Source organism: Herbaspirillum sp. SJZ107, assembly GCF_006715485.1.
Taxonomy (GTDB): domain Bacteria; phylum Pseudomonadota; class Gammaproteobacteria; order Burkholderiales; family Burkholderiaceae_D; genus Telluria.
The window spans coordinates 1,107,392-1,122,453 of sequence record NZ_VFNH01000001.1 but is presented as its reverse complement, the minus strand read 5'-3'; the positions used below and the strand labels follow the sequence as shown (position 1 = coordinate 1,122,453).

Annotated in this window: 8 protein-coding genes and 5 tRNA genes; 9 read left to right on the top strand and 4 right to left on the bottom strand. The window is 66.1% G+C overall.

Annotated features, from left to right (window positions below; all coding sequences use genetic code 11):
- Nucleotides 1-62 precede the first annotated feature (62 nt).
- Nucleotides 63-1,034 (top strand): D-2-hydroxyacid dehydrogenase, encoded by a 972-nt coding sequence (locus FBX97_RS05095; protein ID WP_185748477.1) that lies wholly within the window; start codon nt 63-65, stop codon nt 1,032-1,034.
- A 42-nt stretch (nt 1,035-1,076) separates the two neighbouring features.
- On the opposite strand, the gene FBX97_RS05090 is transcribed toward FBX97_RS05095, so the two are convergent.
- A complete protein-coding gene (locus FBX97_RS05090) occupies nt 1,077-4,493 on the bottom strand; it encodes a sensor histidine kinase (protein ID WP_141829211.1) in 3,417 nt (1,138 codons plus the stop codon).
- A 107-nt stretch (nt 4,494-4,600) separates the two neighbouring features.
- Here FBX97_RS05090 and FBX97_RS05085 point away from each other — a divergent pair.
- A tRNA-Arg gene (locus FBX97_RS05085) sits at nt 4,601-4,677 on the top strand.
- Between the two features lie 119 nt (nt 4,678-4,796).
- Nucleotides 4,797-4,873 (top strand) — tRNA-Arg (locus tag FBX97_RS05080).
- Nucleotides 4,874-4,939: 66 nt separating this feature from the next.
- Here the strand turns inward: FBX97_RS05080 and FBX97_RS05075 are convergent.
- Nucleotides 4,940-5,959: an acyltransferase gene (locus FBX97_RS05075; RefSeq protein WP_141829210.1), complete on the bottom strand. Its 1,020-nt coding sequence runs from the start codon at nt 5,957-5,959 to the stop codon at nt 4,940-4,942.
- 191 nt (nt 5,960-6,150) lie between these two features.
- On the opposite strand from FBX97_RS05075, the gene FBX97_RS05070 reads away from it, so the two are divergent.
- The 4 genes from FBX97_RS05070 (at nt 6,151) to FBX97_RS05055 (ending at nt 7,810) form a co-directional block, all read left to right on the top strand.
- A tRNA-Arg gene (locus FBX97_RS05070) sits at nt 6,151-6,227 on the top strand.
- Nucleotides 6,228-6,352: 125 nt separating this feature from the next.
- Nucleotides 6,353-6,429, top strand: a tRNA-Arg gene (locus tag FBX97_RS05065).
- A gap of 349 nt (nt 6,430-6,778) precedes the next feature.
- A tRNA-Arg gene (locus tag FBX97_RS05060) sits at nt 6,779-6,855 on the top strand.
- 394 nt (nt 6,856-7,249) lie between these two features.
- On the top strand, nt 7,250-7,810 hold the full coding sequence (locus FBX97_RS05055) for an FxDxF family PEP-CTERM protein (RefSeq protein ID WP_185748476.1): 561 nt from the start codon (nt 7,250-7,252) through the stop codon (nt 7,808-7,810).
- Nucleotides 7,811-7,857: 47 nt separating this feature from the next.
- Here FBX97_RS05055 and FBX97_RS05050 read toward each other — a convergent pair whose 3' ends face one another.
- Both FBX97_RS05050 and FBX97_RS05045 read right to left on the bottom strand, forming a co-directional pair.
- On the bottom strand, nt 7,858-9,822 hold the full coding sequence (locus FBX97_RS05050) for an ATP-binding protein (protein WP_141829206.1): 1,965 nt from the start codon (nt 9,820-9,822) through the stop codon (nt 7,858-7,860).
- Nucleotides 9,822-10,514, bottom strand: coding sequence for a YfiR family protein (locus tag FBX97_RS05045; protein WP_141829204.1), 693 nt, complete (start codon nt 10,512-10,514; stop codon nt 9,822-9,824). Before FBX97_RS05045 ends, FBX97_RS05050 begins: the two co-directional genes overlap by 1 nt.
- Before the next feature lie 388 nt (nt 10,515-10,902).
- On the opposite strand from FBX97_RS05045, the gene FBX97_RS05040 reads away from it, so the two are divergent.
- Nucleotides 10,903-11,739 (top strand): response regulator, encoded by an 837-nt coding sequence (locus FBX97_RS05040; RefSeq protein WP_141829202.1) that lies wholly within the window; start codon nt 10,903-10,905, stop codon nt 11,737-11,739.
- Nucleotides 11,740-11,981: 242 nt separating this feature from the next.
- Nucleotides 11,982-14,963 carry an ATP-binding protein gene (locus tag FBX97_RS05035; protein WP_255517301.1) on the top strand — a complete coding sequence of 994 codons (2,982 nt, stop codon included), beginning with the start codon at nt 11,982-11,984 and terminating at the stop codon, nt 14,961-14,963.
- Nucleotides 14,964-15,062: the final 99 nt, after the last annotated feature.

Sequence of the window (15,062 nt, the reverse complement as noted above, 5' to 3'; positions counted from 1 at the left end):
CGTCCGGCCGTTTCACTTTAGTTTCACTTTACAATGGGGGTTCCACGTTCCGGGATCCGCCCATGCCTCAGACTGCTCATCGTATCGCTCATCGCATTGTGTTCCTCGACCGCGACAGCCTGCTCGCGAATGTCCGCCGTCCCGCCTTCGAGCACGAGTGGCAGGACCACGCCGCCACCGCGCCGCACGACGTCGTCGAGCGCCTGCGCGGCGCCACCATCGCCATCACCAACAAGGTTCCGCTACGCGCGCCCGAGCTGGCCCAACTGCCCGACCTGAAGATGATCGCGGTGGCCGCCACCGGCACCGACAACGTCGACCTGGCTGCCTGCCGCGAGCGCGGCATCGTGGTGGCGAACATCCGCGATTACTCGGTGGTCTCGGTGCCGGAACACTGCTTCGCGCTGATGCTGGCGGTGCGCCGCAACCTGCGCGCCTATGCGGCCGACGTCGAAGCCGGCAAATGGGAACGCTCGACACGCTTCTGCCTGCTGGACCACCCGATCGGCGACCTGGCCGGCAGCCGCCTCGGCATCGTCGGCTACGGCGCGCTGGGCCGGCGCGTGGCCCAGATCGGACGCGCGTTCGGGATGGAGATCGCGGTGGCCTCGCGTTCGCCGGTCACGGATGGCGACGTGCTTGCGTTGCCGCTGCCCGAGCTGCTGGCGACCTCCGACGTGGTCAGCCTGCACCTCCCGCTGAACGAACAGACCCGCAACATGATCGGTGCGCGCGAACTGGCGTCGATGAAGAAGAGCAGCATCCTGATCAACACCGCACGCGGCGGGCTGGTGGACGAGGCGGCGCTGGCCGAGGCGCTGACGGACGGCGTGATTGCCGGCGCCGGCTTCGACGTGCTGAGCAAGGAACCGCCGGTGCCCGAGAATCCGCTGCTGGCGCTGCGCCTGCCGAACTTCGTGCTGACGCCACACGTGGCGTGGGCCTCGGGCGGCGCGATGCAGACGCTGGCGGACATGCTGGTCGATAATATCGAGGCCTGGGTGGCGGGGACGCCGAAGAACGTGGTCGGTTGATTCAGGCGCTGGTTGAACGCGTCGCGCAGTCGCGCAAACGAATCACATCGTTTCCGGCACCATTTCGACCGCCCGTAACGGCAGATCGAGCGTGAACACGGTCCCTTCTCCCACCACGCTGTCGACCCGGATCGTCCCGCCCAGCAGCGTCGTCACGATGTTGTAGGCAATATTCAGCCCCAGCCCGGTCCCGCCCTGCCCCATGCGCGTGGTGAAGAAGGGGTCGAAGATGCGCGCCAGGTGCTCGGGCGGAATGCCGCGGCCGTCGTCGCGGAACACGATGCGCACGCGTTCCTCGTCGATGCGCTGCGCACTCAGGATCATGCGTCCGCCGCGCCCGTCGAAGGCATGCAGCAGCGCGTTGTTGACGAAGTTGATCAGCACCTGCCCCAGCGGTCCCGGATAGCTGTCCATGTCGATCCCGGGGTCGACCTGCACCTCGAGCGTATGGCCGGCGCGCCGCACCTGGTTCATCATCGTCGCCAGGATCTCGTGGCAGGCCCGGGCCAGGTCGAAGCGGCGGCGCTGGGTGCTGGCCTGGTCGACCGAGACCTGCCGGAAGCTGTTTACCAGGTCGGCGGCGGCATGCAGACTGCGCACGATCAGGGCGCTCGCCTCGCGCGCGGCGGCGATCCAGCCTTCGAGGTCGGAGCGCTTCAAGTCGTTGCGGCCGAAGCGCGTGGCCAGCGACTCGGTCTTGTCCTGCAGCGTGCTGGCCATCAGCAGGCTGTTGCCGATCGGGGTGTTCAGTTCGTGCGCCACGCCGGCGACCAGCGAGCCGAGCGAGGCCAGCTTTTCGCGGGCGGCCAGCTGGGCCTGGGTCGCCTTCAACTGGCGGTAGGCATCCTCGGCCGCCTCTTTCTGCATCTCGGCTTCCTGCTTGCGCCGCTCGGCGCTTTCCTTTTGCAGCACCAGTTCGGCGGTGCGCAGGCCGACCTGGTGCTCCAGGCGCGCGGTCTGCAGCACCAGCACGCGGATGCGCAGGCGGTACAGCGCGAACGCGCTGCCCAGCACCAGCAGCGCGCCACCCAGGCGGAACCACCAGCTCATCCAGAACGGCGTCGCGATCGTGATGGCCACGCTGGCCGGCTGTGCGCTCCACACACCATCCTTGTTGGCGGCACGGACCTCGAACACGTAATGTCCCGGGTCGAGGTTGGTGTAGGTGGCAAAGCGCTTGCCGGCGCCGGTCTCGGTCCAGCCGCGGTCGAAGCCGCGCAGGCGGTAGGCATAGCGGTTGGCCGACGGGTCGGCATAGTGCAGCGCCGCGAATTCCAGCGTGAATACCGCGTCGCCGTAGTCGAGCGCCATCGCCGCCTGCACGGGGCGCGACTGGCTGGCCACCTGGAAATCGGTGATCGCCACCGCCGGCGGGTAGGGATTGTCGCGGATCTGTTCCGGCTGGAACGAGGTCATGCCGTTCATGCCGCCGAAGTGCAGCATGCCGTCGGGGCCGCGCGCGGCCGCGCCGATGAAGTACGAGCCATCGATCAGGCCGTCGCGCGTGCCGTAGGTCTTGAAGCGGCCGCTGGCCGGATCGAGCCGGCTCAGGCCCGCGGTGCTGCTGACCCACAGCAGGCCGCGCGCATCTTCCAGCACCGCGCCGATCGGCACCTGCCCGCGCGCGCCGGCCACCGGGAACAGGCGGAAACGCACGGCGCCGCCGGGGCCGTGCTCGATGCGGTGCAGGCCGCCCGCGGTGCCGACCCAGACCTCGCCGCGCCGGCTCTCGAACAGGGTGTAGACACGGTTGTGGCGCAGGCTGGCCGGGTCGCGCGGATCGCTGCGGAAATGGGTAAACGTGCCGCTGGCGCGGTCGAGGCGGTCGAGGCCGTTCTCGGTGCCGACCCAGATCGCGCCGCTGCGGTCTTCGAGCACCGCATAGCCGTAGTTTTCGCCGAGGCTGCCGGGGTCGCGCGGATCGTGGCGCCACGCGCGGCGCACCTGGCCGTCGCGATCGAGCATGAACAGGCCGCCGCGGGTCACGGCCCAGAGCGCGCCCGCACGGTCCTCCATCAGCGCTTGCACATGGCTGGACCCGGCCTCGCTGCCCAGTGCCACCCGGGTGAAGCGGTCGGCGGCGCCGGCGCCGGCCTCGCGCCAGGCCAGGCCGTTCGGCCCGCCGACCCACAGCCTGCCATGCGCGAGCAGCAGCACCGCCACCATGTCGTCGGGCAGGCTGCCAGGGCGCCCGGGATGGTGGCGCAGCCGTTCGACCCGGCCGCCGGACGGCGCCACGTACATCAGGCCGGCACCGCTGGTGCCCATCCACAGGCGGCCATCCGGATCCACTGCGATCGCGCGGATCTTGCGGCTGCCCGGTTCGGGCAACTGGCCGGGCGCGAAGTCGAAGCGCCTGAAGCCGCCGCTGGCCAGGTCGGCCCGGTTGACGCCGCCGGCCAGGGTCCCGACCCACAAGGTGCCGGTGCGGTCGACCCGGACCGCGCGTACCTGGTTGTCCGACAGCGTATGGCGGTCGAGCGGGTGGTTGGCGTAGCCGACGAAGCGTCCGTTCGACGGATCGCGCCATTTCAGGCCCTCCAGTTCGGTACCGACCCACAGGTTGCCGCGCCGGTCCGGATAGATCAGGTTGATGCGCAGGTCGCCGATGCCTTCGTCCGCGCCGAAGCGGTGGCGCCCGATCGCCGCCGTACCCTTGCCGTCGCCCAGGCGCCAGGCTTCGAGGCCGGCCGCGGTGCCGATCCAGAGCGTGTTGTCCGGTCCCATCGACAGGGCCATGATGCTGTTGTAGCGCGGGTCGGCGGGCTGGGCGCTGCCGCCGCGGCGCAGTCCGTCGATGTCGTAATGGACGAAGCGGCCGGCACCTGCGGCCAGGTAGTCCAGTCCGACGCCGGTGCCGACCCACAGCCCGCCGCGCCCGTCCAGCGCCAGCGCGGCCACGCGGTCGTCGCGCAGGCTGCCGTCGTCGCGCGCATCGTGGCGGTAGACCCGCACGCCGCCGCTGCCGTCGAGGTGCGCCAGGCCGTCGACCGTGGCCACCCACAGGCCGGCCTTGCCGTCGCCGATGATGGCGGTAACCGCACTGTTGCGCCCGTCCCGCTCGTCGGCGCCGGACAGGTTTTCACGCACGAAGCGCTGGCGCGCCGCGTCGAAGCGCACCAGACCGCCGCGCGTACCGAACCACAGCCGCCCGGCGCCGTCTTCGTAGGATGCGTGCACGTAATTGTCGGGCAGGCCGGCCGGATCGGCCGGGTCGCTGAGGAACACGCGGTGGCGGTAGCCGTCGAAGCGCGCCAGCCCGGCCTGGGTACCGAACCACATGAAGCCGGTATGGTCCTGCACGATGGTCAGCACCGATTCCTGCGGCAAGCCGTCTTCCAGGCCGACGTGCTGGAAATCCAGGCTGCGCGCGGCGCCGGCCCAGGCCAGCGCAGTCAGGTGGAAGGCGAGCACGGCGGCCACGAGGCGCCTGACGATACGGGGATTCGGGCGGAGCATAAATGAGGGCTGCGGAGGACCAGGCACTAATCTAGCAGAACCCTCGAAATTGTTGAGTAAAATTAAGACTTTCGCATTCCGGATGCCACTGCTATAATTCTTTTCGGGCGGCTGTAGCTCAGCTGGATAGAGTACTTGGCTACGAACCAAGGGGTCGTGGGTTCGATTCCTGCCAGCCGCACCACTTCTTCATGAAGAATGGCTCAAAGAGAAATCTTTGGGCCATTTTTCTTTGGCGCGCTGGGGAGCGCTTCGATGTGCACTTTGCCAATCCGGAAACCGCTGCTATAATGCGTGCCTCGGGCGGCTGTAGCTCAGCTGGATAGAGTACTTGGCTACGAACCAAGGGGTCGTGGGTTCGATTCCTGCCAGCCGCACCAACTTCTTCAGGATGAATGGCTCAGAGCGAAAGCTCTGGGCCATTTTTCTTTTCCGCCCTACCCTCTTCAGATCGCCCGTTTCAGATACGGGATCCGGTACAGCACGAAGGCGCACAGCAGCGACGCGCCGAATACCAGCAGTGCCACCAGCGGCACCGACAGCAGCGGATACACCTCTTCCTGGCGGAAGGCAAAGCGCCGGAACGATTCCAGGATCACCGGATGGATCAGGTAGACCCCGAGGGTCAGCTCGGACAGGCGCCGGAAGGTGGTGCCGACCGCATCCGGGACGGCATCGAAACTGCGCATCCGGAACATCCACATCAGGCTGACCGACATCGGAATCACGGTGATGCTCAGGTAACCATAGAAATACAGCCCATCCTCGATGCCGCGCGCGCCGGCCAGCAGGTAGCAGCCGAGCGCGGTGAGCAGTACCGACGCGCCGAACACCGTCAGCAGCAGGCGTGTCGACATCGCCCGGTCGCTGGTGGCGATCAGGTGGCCGCACAGGAAATACGGCAGGTAGGACAGGAACCAGAACACGAACAGGCTGACGCCGCGCCCGAAGAACATGTCGAACACCTCGTGCAGCGCGGCGACGCCGAACAGCAGTGCCACCAGCAGCCACAACTCGGCGCGCGTGGCATGGCGCACCAGGATGCGGATGAAGGGCGTGAACAGGTACAGGCTGACGATCATGAACAAGAACCACATGTGGTAGTGCGGCTTGCCGCTGGCGATGCGGCGCGCCACCGCCCCCAGGCTGAGATCGGCCAGCGAAAACGTCGCCTGCTCGCCCTGCCAGAACAGGAAGACGATGGTCCAGACCACGAGCGGCACGAAGATGCGCGTCATGCGCTTGCGGTAGAAGGCGCCGACGCTCTCGCGCTTGCCGCTGCCGAGCAGCAGCGCTCCGCTGATCATGATGAATACGGGCACGCACCAGCGCACCAGCGAATCGTAGACGTTACCGTACCACCAGTCCGGGCTGCCGATGTCGCGGCCGGTGACGACCGTGGCCGCGACATGCAGGAACACGACGGCGAGAATGGAAACCACGCGTGCGGCATCGAGCCAGATCATGCGATCACCTGTCCAAAGGAAATATTCGATGTGCCCACACTGCTGAGGGCGCAAGCTTCATTTCGACATAGGGGCGCGCGATGGTCACTGCGGCAACGCAAGCGCCAGCCGATCCGCATGGGCACCCTGCTCATTGCCACACAACATAGACTTTGCGATCACGGTGTCCGCTGCTATAATGCGTGCCTCGGGCGGCTGTAGCTCAGCTGGATAGAGTACTTGGCTACGAACCAAGGGGTCGTGGGTTCGATTCCTGCCAGCCGCACCAACTTCTTCAGGACGAATGGCTCAGAAAGTGATTTCTGGGCCATTTTTCTTTTGCGAAGGCCCCGGATGATGCGCAAGAATTAACCTTTGCCAAATGGCAAAAACTGCGTATAATGCTGGCCTCGGGCGGCTGTAGCTCAGCTGGATAGAGTACTTGGCTACGAACCAAGGGGTCGTGGGTTCGATTCCTGCCAGCCGCACCAACTTCTTCAGGACGAATGGCTCAGAGTGAAAGCTCTGGGCCATTTTTCTTTTCAGCATGCTCACTACATGCACTCACCAAGGCCCAGCTCATTTCACCGCTTACCTCGACTTTTGTTTCGCTTTATACATGCAGGCGAGTTGACGATTGCTGACCAAGCTGAAGAGAGCGCGCTTTCGAGTTTGCTTGCTCGATTTGAAGAGCAGCTGGTGTCGCCGTTCCAGAGCGACTATACGGACCAGCTGGCGGCGGCACGAGACAGGCTGCGATATAAAGCAGAGTAGTTTTTGTAAGCCACTGGCATTCAGGCTTTGCCAAATGGCAAAACCTGCGTATAATGCTGGCCTCGGGCGGCTGTAGCTCAGCTGGATAGAGTACTTGGCTACGAACCAAGGGGTCGTGGGTTCGATTCCTGCCAGCCGCACCAACTTCTTCAGGACAAATGGCTCAGAGTGAAAGCTCTGGGCCATTTTTCTTTGCCTCTGCCCTATTCCGAATGCTTGAGATAAATGCCGCCTGTTCAATAAAGTCAGGCAGCCCGAGCAGAGGACAAGGTCTTGCAGGCGCGTAGGACTAAACCTACATATAGTAGAGCCTTCAAGCAAGGCAGCACTTGCGGAGACAAATCCCGCGACGATCCCCTATGGCGACGGCGATCCGCCAGCGCTGCCTAAAAAATCCATACACACAGGCATATTCTTCCAAGTAGCAGGCCCAGGCTTAATTCTTCGTGCCTTTTCCCGCCTCTTTGATAGCATTAAATTCCCCGATTCCCTGAAACCCAAGCTGCAGGACGCAGCTGTGTCTTTGCGAGGTAAGCTATGAAGAGATCCCTGATTGCTGCTGCCGTAGTTGCTGTTGCGTCGTTCGGTTCTTCCGCCATGGCCCAGAACATCGGGAGCGGCTCACAGGCATTGGACCTGGTCGGCACCAGCGGCTTCTTTGGCGATGCATTTGCCCAAAACAACGGCGGCGCCAGCTTTGCCGACCGCTTCACCTTTGCCGTGCCGACCGCGCAGGAAGGTTCGCCCGGCACCACGGTGAACGCCATCGTCTCGTCGATCACCGGCGCAACCGAGACCGGCCTCGACATCACCGCCCTGTCGCTCTACAGCGCTACCGGCAATACCCTGGTGACGACGGGCACCGCGCTGCAGTCCGGCGCGATCGACGTCTGGACCCTCACCAGCACGGGCCTCGACGCCGGCAATTATTACCTGCAGGTCAGCGGTAACCTGAACTCATCCGGGTCCGCGGCCTTCGGCGGCGCGGTGGCGTTGACGACACCGGTGCCGGAGCCGGAAACCTACGGCTTGATGCTGGGCGGCCTGGGCGTGCTGGGCTTCCTGGCGCGGCGCCGCAAGGGGGGCAAACAGGCCTGAGCCTGCCTGCCCTGAGGTCCGGCGGAAGCGTGCGCGCTTCCGCTTTTTTACGTGCGCAGCTTCTTGATGATGCTGCGGTTGCCGAGGATTTCCTCGATCTGCTCGAAGCGCACCGGTTTCACCATGTGGTGGTCGAAGCCGGCTTCGAAGGCCAGCTGGCGATCCTTTTCCTGGCCCCAGCCGGTCACGGCGATCATCACCGTCATCGCCCCCGTCGGCAGCGCCCGGATCGCGCGCGCCAGGTCGTAGCCCGACATCTTCGGCAGGCCGATGTCCAGGAAGGCGTAGTCCGGGTAGAAGCGCTTGGCGGCGGCCAGCGCGTCCGGACCATTGTGCGTGATCACCACGCTGTGGCCCATCGCCGTGAGCAGCGCGCCGATGCTGTTGACGAAGTCGACGTTGTCGTCGGCCAGCAGGATGCGGTAGGTCTCGGCGCTGATGAAGGCGGCCGGGGTCGGTTTTGCCGGCAATTCCGGATCGACCACGATCGGCAGGCGCACCACGAACTGGCTGCCGTGGCCGAGGCCGGCGCTGTGGGCTTCGATAGCGCCGCCATGCAGCTCGACCAGCTTGCGCGCCAGCGACAGGCCGACGCCCAGGCCGGCATTCGAGCGCTCCAGCGTCGAATCGACTTGCACGAACATGTCGAACACGGTGTCCAGCATGTCGGGCGCGATGCCGATGCCGGTGTCGGCCACGACCAGCACCAGGGTGCGTTCCTCGACCGTCGCCTTCAGGCTGACACGGCCGCCGCGGTTGGTGTACTTGGCGGCGTTGTTCAACAGGTTCGACAGGATCTGCGCCAGGCGGGTGGCGTCACCGTGCAGGAACACCGGGCGGTCCGGCAGGTCGATCACCAGTTCGTGGCCGTGCAGCTCGATATAGGGCCGCACCACTTCCAGGGCGTCGTTGACGACCGCCTTCAGCTCCACGCGGCCGGTCTTGATCGTGAACTTGCCGGTATTGATGCGCGATACGTCGAGCAGATCGTCGACCAGGCGCACCATCTGGCGCAGCTGGCGTTCCATGATGTCGGTGGCGCGCTGGGTGGCCTGGGCGTCGCCGCTGCGCAAGCGCAGGATGTCGAGACCGGTGCGGATCGGCGCCAGCGGGTTGCGCAGCTCGTGCGCCAGCGTGGCCAGGAATTCGTCCTTGCGGCGGTCGGCCACCAGCAAGGCCCCTTCGGCGCGCTGGCGCACCTGCATCTCGTGTTCCAGCGTGGCGTTGGATTCCTGCAGCGCGTGCGAACGGCGCCCGATCTCGGCCAGCATGTCGTTGAAGGCTTCGATCAGCACGCCGATCTCGCCGCGCTCGTTGCCCGGCACGCGCAGGGTGAAGTCGCGCCGCTGCATCACCTGGCGCGCCACGTTGGTCACCGCCTCGAGCGGACGGGTGATCGCGGCCTGCAGGCGCGACGCCACCAGCCCGGCAATGACGAGTGCGCCCAGCATCACCGCGCCCAAAATCGCACCATAGCTGAGCAGGCGCTCGACCAGGCCGTAGCGCGAACGCACGTACACGCTGCCGACCAGCTCGCCGTTTTCGACGATATTGCGGAATACCACCACTTCGCCGCCTTCGATGCGGTAGCCGGCGTTTTCGGCGCGCGCCGGGAAATGCTGGCCGGGGACCGCTTCGTAGCTGGCAAAGCGCACGCCTGCATTGTTATAGATGGCGGCGGCCAGGATCTGCGGACGGACTCTCAGCACGGCCAGGTTCTGGCGTGCGGTTTCGCTGTCGTTGAAGGCCAGTGCCGGCGCGGTCACGCGCGCCACGATGTCGGCCTGGGTGACCAGATCATCGGTCCAGTAGCGCTGGAAGGCGCGCAGGTCGACCACCAGCATCGCCAGTGCCGCCGCCAGCAGGGCCACGAAGGTGGTCGACACCGCCATCAGGATCAGCTTGCTGCGGACGGTGCCGCTGTCGCGCGCATTGCCCTGCATGATCGCGTCTTCGCCCACGCCTGCCTCGTTCACGCTGTCTGCCTTGTCCGCTTCCTTGGGCGCCCTCATCACTGCACTCCTTTCTGCACCCGGTTCGCGACCGTCAACAGGCGCGAACTGAGCTTGATACCATTGCGCTCCGCAGCATCGAGCGAGACATCGAAACGCACGCGCTCATCAATGATACGGAAATTAATCACACTGCCTTGCCGCAACCCATCCTCGCACTCGGTGACGACCAGCATGGCGGCGCTGGCCTGGCGCACCATGCGGCCGACGCGGAGCGGATCGGCGCCACCGACAAACAGCAGGTGCAGGGGGACTTGCACGTCGGTGTCGCGCAGCACGCGCACGACTACCGGACGGCTGTTGACGGTGCGTCCGGCCACCAGGCGCACCAGTTCCCCCGCCAGATCGTCGGCACCGACCACGCCGATGACGACTGGACTGCTGCCATCGAAGAAGGCGCCGGGCGGAAACTCGGCATAGCCGAGAAACTTATACAGGAAAGCGGCCTTGACGCGGCGCTCGAGCGCGCTGCCGTTGCCATTGGTGTTGCTATTGATCGTCGCGCCATTACCGACAGCGGCATGTTGCGCATGCGCGGGCGGCGCGGCAATGGCGGCGGCGCCCAGGATGGCGTACAGCGCAGCGCACCACGCCCATGCCTGGCCACCGGCTCGCCGCCGCAGCACAGACACAATGGCAGGGAACGCGCAGGGGCGCGTAACATTTTTAGACATTTTGCTATCGTAGAACATTTTCTTCAGTGCACCAAGGGTGCTCCACGATACTAGGCTGCAGTCGTGCCATTTAAGAAACCAATAACGGTCATTGGAAATCTAAATTGGATTTGTTTTTTGCGATGCAGCATTATGAACCTGTCTCCTCTATTCTCCTCCAAGGATAGATTCAGCCCGCTCCCGTAGCGGGCTTTTTTTTGCGCTGCGGTTCTGCTTGCCCTTCTGACGCGTGTGCTGTGCAACACGCATGCTGTGCCGCAAAATCTGTGACATACCTCGTTGCAAATTTGCAACCACGCATGGGTGTCGACTGCCTGCCACACAGTCCATACGTGCCGCCCTCGTCATCGCTTTTAGTGTACGATGCATCCTCTTTTTGTAACGATAACAATATTTATAACCCGCCATGTCAGCTTCCGGTAAGTCCGCCATTTCCTCGAGTTCGTTCGACTGGTCCGCGTCCCGGCTGGGCACGCCCGATGCCTGGCCGCCCGCGCTGCGCCTCGCAGCCGACCTGCTGTTCAATACGCCGCTGCCGATGCTGCTGGTCTGGGGCCGCGACATGACGGTGCTGTTCAATCAGGCCTATGCCGACCTGGCCGGACCGGCGTACGGCAAACTGCCTGGCGGCAGCGTGCCGCCGGTGATGCCGCCGCCGCTGGCCGCCGCATCTGCCGAACTCGGACGGGCCTGGCAGGGCGAAGCGGCGCTGGCTGCCGAGCGCAACCTCGGTTTCGGCAGCGCCGATGCCGGTGGCGTCTACGATCTGCATTTCACCCCGGTGCGCGGCGCCAGCGGCGCGGTCGATGGCGTGCTGTGCGCCGTGGCTGCGGCCGAGCCCGCGCTGTCGATGCCGCAGGACAGCGCCGCGGCCGGTCCGCTGAACATCCTGGTAGTCGAAGACAACCTCGACTCGCAATACCTGGTGTGCGAGATGCTGCGCGCCTTCGGCCACGAAGCCGACGGCGTCGGCCATCCGAACGATGCGCTCGACCGCCTTGCCGCCAACCGCTACGACGTGCTGTTCACCGACGTCAGCCTGCCCGGCATGTCCGGCGTCGACCTGGCCCGGCGCGCGGTCGCCGATGCGCCGGGCATCCGCGTGATCTTCGCTTCCGGCTACGGCGACACGCTGCTGCGCCACGTCGAATTCCCGTATCTCTCGCTGCAGAAACCGTACGAACTCGACCAGTTGCAACAGGCACTGGACCAGGTCGCCAGCGCACTGCCGGGCCGCGCTTGAATCCATGCGGCAACGGTGTGCAGCCCAGCGCCCGGGCTGGGCTAGAATCGGCCTACGGCTTGCCAAGTGCACAGGCCGGGACTGCCTGCGCACCCCGCGCGGCGGACCGTCCTGTGCGCAGGGCCACTAACAATGATCCAGACTGAGCTTACCGGTATTACCTCCCTTCCCTCCGAGCCCGTCGGCCGCGTCTGCCCGCCCGGCGCACCGGCTCGCACCTTTCACTTGCTGAAGGGGGCGCCGTGAGCAAGGAGCACGAGGACCTCGACGGCGCGGCGCAGGAATTGCTTGCCACGCGCGCGGCGCTGCACCGCGCCACCGAGCGCATGGAAAACATGCTCGAGAGCCTGAGCGACGGCTTCTGTGCAGTCGACCACGAGTGGCGCATCACTTATATCAACGGGCGTGCACTGGAAATGCTGGCACCGCTGCAGAGAACCCGCACCAGTTTGGTCGGCAGTTCGCTCTGGGATGCCTTCCCCGAATTGCGCGGCAGCCAGCTCGAAGGCGTCTACCGCCAGGCGATGGCCACGCGCGCGAGTGCGATCCAGGAATTCTTCTACCCGGCGCTGAAGCGCTGGTTCGAAGTGCGCGCCCATCCGACGCCCGACGGCCTGACCCTGTACTTCCAGGACATCAACCGGCGCAAGGCCGACCAGCAAGCCCTGCAGCTGGGCAATAACCGCCTGCAGGTGGCACTGGCCGCCGGCGGCCTGGGCGACTGGCGCTGGGACGCCGCCAGCGACCGCGTGCTGCTGGGCGAGCGCGCCGCCGCCATCCTCGGCCTGACGGCGGACACGCCGCTGCTGTGGAGCGAGCTGCGAGCCCGCCTCGAACCGCAGGAACGCGAAGGCGTGCGCCGCGCGGTCTCGCATGCCTTCGCCAGCGGCGGCGACCTCGAACTCGAATGCCGCCTGCTCGATGCCGCCGGCCAGGCGCGCTGGGTGGCGCTGGTCGGACGCGCCCACTATGCCGACCCGGCCCGGCGCCAGGGCCTGCTCGGCATGACCGGCGTGGTGCAGGACATCAGCGCCCGCCGCGGCGCCGAAGACACGCTGCGCCAGAGCGAGGAAGTGCTGCGCGCACTGGCCAACACGATTCCGCAGCTGGCCTGGATGGCGCAGGCCGACGGCGCCATGGTCTGGTTCAACGAGCGCTGGTTCGACTACACCGGCACCACGCCCGACCAGGTAGTCGGCTGGGGCTGGCAAGAGACCTGCGAGCCGAGCGTGCTGCCGGCCGTGATGGAGCGCTGGAGCGCCTCACTGAAGTCCGGCGAGCCGTTCGAGATGGAATTCCCGATCCGCGGCGTCGACGGCAAGTACCGCTGGTTCCTGACCCGCGGCAACGCGGTGCGCGACCGCGACGGCCACGTGGTGCGCTGGTTCGGCACCAACACCGACGTCGACCAGGTCAAGCGCGCCGAGCAGGCGCTGCGCGACGAATCGCACGTGCTCGAGCTGCTCAACAGCACCGGCACCACGCTGGCCTCGACGCGCGACCTGCGCTCGCTGCTGCAGGCGGTCACCGATGCCGCCACCCACATTGCCGGCGCGCGCCACGGCGCCTTCCTGTACCACCCCCAGGAACATGGCAGCAGCGGCAACCTGTTCTCGCTGTTCACGGTGTCCAGCGCCAGCCCGGCCGAATTCGAGGCCTTCGGCGAACCCGGCACCAGCGGCCTGTTCACGCCCGGCATCGCCGGCCAGGGTGTAGTCCGGTCCGACGACATCCTGTTCGACGCCCGCTTCCAGTCGTTGCCGAACGCCCATCCGCCGCTGCGCAGCTACCTGGCGGTGCCGGTCGTCGCCCATTCCGGCGAAGCGCTCGGCACCATGTTCTTCGGCCACCCCGAGCCGGGCGTGTTCAGCGAGCGCACCGAACGCATCGTGCGCGGCATCGCGGCCCAGGCCGCCGTCGCGATCGACAATGCGCGCCTGTACGAAGCGGCCCAGCGCGCCGCCGAAGAGCGCAAGGTACTGCTGGAAAACGAACGCCTGGCACGCGCCGAGGCCGAACGCGTCAGCAACATGAAGGATGAATTCCTGGCCACGCTGTCGCACGAGCTGCGCACGCCGCTGTCGGCGATCCTGGGCTGGGCCCAGGTGCTGCGCCGTGGCAGCCGCGACCAGAACGACCTGCAGCGCGGCCTCCAGACCATCGAGCGCAATGCGCGTTCCCAGGCCCAGCTGATCGAAGACCTGCTCGACATGAGCCGCATTACCTCCGGCAAGGTGCTGCTCGACATGCAGACGGTGGCACCGGCCGGCTTCATCGACGCCGCCGTGGAAACCGTGCGCCCGGCTGCCGATGCCAAGAACATCCGCATCGAGAAGCACTACGCCATGGAACCCGGCATGGTGGCCGGCGACCCGGCGCGCCTGCAGCAGGTGGTATGGAACCTGCTGTCCAACGCGATCAAGTTCACGCCGCGCGACGGCCAGGTCGACATCGACCTCAGCCGCAGCGACACCAGCGTCCTGATCACCGTGCGCGACAACGGTGCCGGCATCAAGCCCGAATTCATCACCCACGTGTTCGAGCGCTTCCGCCAGGCGGATGCCTCGATGACGCGCCGCCACGGCGGCCTCGGCCTCGGCCTGGCCATCGTCAAGCAATTGATCGAGCAACATGGCGGCACCGTACGCGCGGAGAGCGGCGGCGAAGGCCAGGGCGCCAGCTTCACCATCGAACTGCCGCTGGCCAAGCAGCAGGCCCCTGCCCCGCGCTCGGCGCGCGCCGCGATGATCCTGCCGACGCCGAGCACGCCGGAAATGACGGTGCTCGACCTGAGCGGCGTCGATGCGCTGGTGGTCGACGACGACCGCGATGCACGCGAACTGATCAAGCGGATCCTGAACGATTGCGGCGCCACCGTGCGCATTGCCGCCAGTGCGCGCGATGCCATCGCCCTGTTCACCGAAGCGCCGCCGCAATTGCTGATCAGCGACCTCGGCATGCCCGAAGTCGACGGTTTCGAATTGCTGGACTGGGTGCGGCAGCTGCCGCGCGCCCAGGGCAGCCAGGTGCCGGCGATCGCGCTGACGGCCTTTGCGCGTTCGGAAGACCGGCTGCGCGCGCTGGAGTCGGGGTTCTCGGCGCATATTTCGAAACCGGTGGAACCGAGCGAACTGATTGCGACGGTGGCGTCGGTCGTGGGTCCGGCAGCGCCGATGGTCAACCGTCCGGCCTCGCCGGCGATGGGACGGAACAGCATGCGCTGAAGCTAGCCTGCTGCTCCTACCCCCGCACGAGATGCTGTCCTACAAGAAATTCTTGGTGATTTGCTAGACTACTTATGTTGCGCTGAGTTGGCATCGATG